Here is a 5,235-nt window from a genome sequence, read left to right as displayed (position 1 = left end):
GGGCTCCCCCCCCCGGTCCCGCCCCCGGGGGGGGGGGGGCCGGCCCAGCGCCGGCCCTGCCCGACGGGCCGGCACCTCCGCAGGACCAGCACCGCCGGAGCACGCGCTGCCCGGACTGCCGCACCGGCGGCACCCCACTCAGAGAGGATCTACTGCGTGTCGCGCGGAGAACTTCGCATCTACCTGGGGGCCGCCCCCGGCGTCGGCAAGACCTACGCCATGTTGGAGGAGGCCCGGCGTCGCGCCGAGCGCGGCACCGACGTGGTGATCGGCTTCGTCGAGACCCACGGCCGCGAGCACACCGCCGCGATGATCGGCGACCTTGAGCAGGTGCCCCGCCGCGAGATCACCTACCGGGGCGCCGGGTTCACCGAGATGGACCTCGACGCGGTGCTCGCCCGTCGTCCCGAGGTCGCCGTCGTCGACGAACTGGCCCACACCAACGTCCCCGGCTCCCGCAACGAGAAGCGCTGGCAGGACGTCCAGGCGCTGCTCGACGCCGGTGTCACGGTCCTGTCCACGGTCAACATCCAGCACCTGGAGTCGCTCAACGACGTCGTCGCCCAGATCACCGGCACCAGCCAACGGGAGACCGTGCCCGACGAGGTCGTACGGGCCGCCGAGCAGGTCGAACTCGTCGACATGACTCCCGAGGCACTGCGCCGGCGGATGGCGCACGGCAACATCTACCGCCCGGACAAGATCGACGCGGCGCTGGGGAACTACTTCCGGGTCGGCAACCTCACCGCCCTGCGTGAGCTGGCCCTGCTCTGGCTGGCCGACAAGGTCGACGAGCAGCTCGACCGGTACCGCGCCCAGCAGGGCATCTCGGTCACCTGGGAGGCCCGCGAACGGGTCGTCGTCGCGCTCACCGGCGGGCCCGAGGGCGAGACACTCATCCGCCGGGCGGCCCGGATCGCCGCCCGCAGCAAGGGCGCCGACCTGCTCGCCGTGCACGTGGCCCGCAGCGACGGCCTGGCCGGCGCCGACCCGGCCCAGCTCGCCCGGCAGCGGGTGCTGGTGGAGAGCCTCGGCGGCACCTACCACCAGGTGCTCGGCGCCGACGTGCCGGCCGCGTTGCTCGACTTCGCCCGCGGCGTCAACGCCACCCAACTCGTCCTCGGCGCCAGCCGCCGGGGTCGCTTCGCCCAGGTGTTCGCCCGAGGGGTCGGGGTCACCACCACCGCGCTGTCCGGGCCGATCGACGTGCATCTGGTCACCCATCCCGAAGCGGGTCGCGGCCGCCGCGCCGCCGGCGTGCCGGCCGCCCTGTCGCGGCGACGCCGGCTGCTGGGATTCGTGCTCGCCGGGCTGGGCATGCCGCTGCTCACGCTGCTGCTGTGGGTGCTGCCCGACCTCACGCTGACCAACGACATCCTGCTCTTCCTCGCCGGCGTCGTCGGGGTGGCGCTCGTCGGCGGCCTGTGGCCGGCGCTGGCCGCCGCGCTCGGCGGGTCCCTGCTGCTGAACTGGTTCTTCACCCCGCCCTACCACACGCTGACCATCGCCGAGGCGGACAACCTGCTCGCCCTCGGCGTGTTCGTCGGCGTGGCCGTCGCGGTCAGCTGGGTCGTCGACGTGGCCGCCCGGCGTACCCGCGAGGCGGCGCGGGCCTCCGCCGACGCGCAGACCCTGGCCACCGTCGCCGCCGGCGTGCTGCGCGGGGAGCGTCCCCTGCCCGCGCTGCTGGACCGGCTCCGGGAGACGTTCGGCCTGCGCGCGGTCAGCGTGCTGGAACTGGCCGCCGACGCCGAAGGCCGCCCCGCCCGTGCCCGGGAGGAGAGCGCCTGGCGCGTCGTGGCCAGCGTCGGAGCGGCGCCACCGGGCAGTCCCAGCGCGGGAGAGACCGCCGTACCCGTGGACGACCGGCTCACCGTCGTGCTGTCCGGCCGGCGACTGGAGGCCGCCGACCGGCGCGTCGTCGAGGCGTTCGCCGCCCAGGCCGCCGTCGCGCTGCGCCAGGAGCGCCTCTCCGAGGAAGCCGCCACCGCCCGGCCGCTAGCCGAGGCCGACCGGATGCGCACCGCGCTGCTCGCCGCCGTCAGCCATGACCTGCGTACGCCACTGGCGTCGGCCAAGGCCGCGGTGAGCAGCCTGCGCAGCCACGACGTCGAGTTCGACGCCGACGACCGCGAGGAGTTGCTCGCCACCGCCGACGAATCGCTGGACCGGCTGGGCCGACTGGTGGCGAACCTGCTGGACATGAGCCGGTTGCAGGCCGGCGCGCTCGGCGTGACCGCGACGGCGATCGGGCTGGAGGACGCCGTACCACGCGCCCTGGACGAGCTCGGACCGGCGGCCGCCGACGTCGCCACCGACATCCCCGCCGACCTGCCCGCCGCCAGCGCCGACCCCGGCCTGCTGGAACGGGTGCTGGTCAACATCGTCGCCAACGCCCTGCGGCACAGCCCGCCCGGGCAACCGCCGACCGTCACCGCCAGCGCCCACGCCGGACAGGTCGAACTGCGCGTCATCGACACCGGACCCGGCATTCCCGAGGACCAGTGGGAGCACGTCTTCCTGCCGTTCCAGCGGCTCGGCGACCGCGACAACACCACCGGCGTCGGCCTCGGCCTGGCACTGTCCCGCGGGCTCGCCGAGGCGATGGGTGGCAGCATCACCCCCGAGACCACTCCCGGCGGCGGGCTGACCATGGTGCTGCGGCTGCCGGTCGCCGCCCCGACCAGCCTGGAAGGGCCGCAGGAATGACCCGCATCCTCGTCGTCGACGACGAACCGCAGATCCTACGGGCGCTGCGGATCAACCTGCGCGCCCGCGGCTACGACGTCGAGGTCGCCGACACCGGCACGGCGGCGCTCAAGGCCGCCGCCAGTCGTCCGGCGGACCTGGTGGTCCTCGACCTGGGCCTGCCCGACATCGACGGCGTCGACGTCATCCGTGGCCTTCGGGGCTGGACCGCCGTGCCGATCATCGTCCTCTCGGGCCGCGCCGGCAGCCAGGACAAGGTCGCCGCCCTCGACGCCGGCGCCGACGACTACGTCACCAAACCCTTCGGCGTCGACGAACTCCTCGCCCGCATCCGCGCGGTGACCCGCCGGCTCACCACCACGACCGAGAGGGCGGGGCCGCCGGCCGCCACGCACCGGCTCGGCCGGCACACCGTCGACCTGGCCGACCACACCGTCACCCGGGACGACGGCGCGGAGGTCAGGTTGACCCCCACCCAGTGGAGAATGCTGGAGCTGCTGCTGCGCCACCCCGGCAAGCTCGTCAGCCAACGCCAGCTCCTGCACGACGTGTGGGGCCCGGAATACCAGCACGAGACCAACTACCTGCGCCAGTACATGGCACAGCTGCGACGCAAGCTCGAAGCCGACCCCGCCCGCCCTCGGCACCTGATCACCGAACCCGGCATGGGATACCGCTACCGGCCATGACTCCTCCCCCGTCACCTGTGCCCACGAAAACGGGGGCGCCGATGTCGCCGACCGGGGCGGCGACCAGGCGGATCGTCGTGAGCCGGTAGGCGGCCCGGACGCCGGCACGGGTCGAGCGGACCGATGCCGGCCCGCCGCCCGTACCGGAACGCCGCCGGCCGACCGCGGCCGGTCGCCCCGGATTCGTCAGCGCTGGCTGTCGGCACGTCGGCGCCCGGCCCGGAACGCGGGCCGACGGCCCGTCCGGCCAGTCCGACCCCGAGCAGGTGTGCGAGGATTTTCGGCATGGCGGACACGGCGGCGGCGCTTGCTGAGATCCGCACCGCGATCGACCAGTTGGACGATGAGATCGTTCGACTGCTGGCGCGGCGCGAGAGTCTGGTCCGCCGTGCCGCACCCCTCAAGACCGACCTGGGGGCGGTCCGCGCGCCGGAACGGGTCGGCCAGGTGATCGCCCGGGTCCGCGCGTCGGCCGCCGAGGCGGGCGGGACCCCCGACGTCATGGAGCGGATCTACCGCGGCGTCATCCAGACGTTCATCGAGATGGAGACCGACGAGCACCGCCGAAGCGCGGGAACCTGAGCTGCACACCCGCGCCCACGTCACGACACGCCAGTGACCCAGCGGTAACGGTCCCGCACAATCCCGACGGGCCGGCCGGGTTCCGGTGCCGGCGCTCGCCGACGCGGTGCGCCGGGGCGGAGGGGCAGCGTGGCGGTTGCGCTGGTGTTCCTGGCCCTGACGGTAGGTCCGGTAGCGGTCGAAGTCGCCGCTGGCAAGCAGGGCGCGGAGCCTCAGGACGGCTTCGGCGCCGGCGCTCCGCCCGGCTGTCGACGCGTTCGCCCGGCAAATTCGCTACCGGGCGCCCGGTGCGCAGTGATACACACCTGGGGTGCAAAACGCTCTGGAGTTCCCCGAGGTCCTGCGGCTGATCGAAGACCGCTCGGCCGCGTTCCGCGCCGCGATCGCGGCCGCCCCCGATCTTGACGTCCAGGTCCCGTCCTGTCCGAACTGGACGCTGCGCGAACTCGCGCAGCACCTCGGCGACGGCCGCCGCCGCCAGGCCGCCATCGTCGCGGCGGGCCCGGGCGCCCAGCCTCCGGCGAGGACGGACCCGAAGGGCGCCCCGACCGCGCCCCGCGACCGCGAAGCCCTGGACGCCTGGCTCGCCGAGTCGACCGGGCTCATGCTCGACGCGATGCGCGAGGCCGGCCCGGACCGCGGCTGCTGGACCTGGTGGGGCCGCTCGCAGGCCCCGGAGACCAGCGGAGCCGTGGCCCGGCACCAGATCCAGGAGATCGCCGTACACACCTACGACGCCCAGCTCACCCAGGGGGCCGCACAGCCGCTGCCGACGGACGTCGCGGTCGAGGGCGTCGACGAGTTCCTGACGACCGTCGCGGCGACGACCGTCCCCTGGCCGTTCAAGCCGGCGACCATCGACCTGCACGCGACCGAGGGCCGCTCCTGGCGCCTGACCCTCAACGCCGACGGCGTCCGCTGCGACGACCTCGCCGCCGGCGCGGAGCCAGGCGACATGGTGGTGCGAGGCGCAGCGAGCGAACTGGTCCTCTACCTCTACGATCGCATCCCGCTCGACAGCCTGGAGATCACCGGCGACACCGAGCCGATGGAGCGCCTCGCGGACTGGGACCCGAACGCGTAAGGCGCGCACCCGTGGCGCGCCCGGCGGTGATGCGCGTGCTCCTGGGGGCGCTACTGGGGTCGGGTCAGCGCAGGGCCTAGCTTGATCTTTAACCTGCTGGGCGGTGGCATCGACCCCGGCTGATCATGGGGACAGCCCTTGATCGATCATTCCTCTTGTCTAGGGAAGAAG

4 protein-coding genes are annotated in these 5,235 nt (G+C 73.9%); all 4 read left to right on the top strand.

Annotated elements, in window-relative coordinates:
• Positions 1-156: 156 nt before the first annotated feature.
• Entirely contained in the window at positions 157-2,709 is a 2,553-nt protein-coding gene (locus ACWENR_RS29450) for a DUF4118 domain-containing protein (protein ID WP_452280210.1), read from the top strand.
• On the top strand, positions 2,706-3,398 hold the full coding sequence (locus ACWENR_RS29445) for a response regulator (RefSeq protein WP_452280209.1): 693 nt from the start codon (positions 2,706-2,708) through the stop codon (positions 3,396-3,398). Before ACWENR_RS29450 ends, ACWENR_RS29445 begins: the two co-directional genes overlap by 4 nt.
• Before the next feature lie 285 nt (positions 3,399-3,683).
• A complete protein-coding gene (locus ACWENR_RS29440; protein ID WP_452280208.1) occupies positions 3,684-3,980 on the top strand; it encodes a chorismate mutase in 297 nt (98 codons plus the stop codon).
• Positions 3,981-4,290: 310 nt separating this feature from the next.
• Positions 4,291-5,064: a maleylpyruvate isomerase family mycothiol-dependent enzyme gene (locus tag ACWENR_RS29435; RefSeq protein WP_452280207.1), complete on the top strand. Its 774-nt coding sequence runs from the start codon at positions 4,291-4,293 to the stop codon at positions 5,062-5,064.
• Positions 5,065-5,235 lie beyond the last annotated feature (171 nt).

Source organism: Micromonospora sp. NPDC004336 (genome assembly GCF_053602615.1).
The sequence above is the reverse complement of the archived record's forward strand: the minus strand, read 5'-3'. Positions and strand labels throughout refer to the sequence as shown.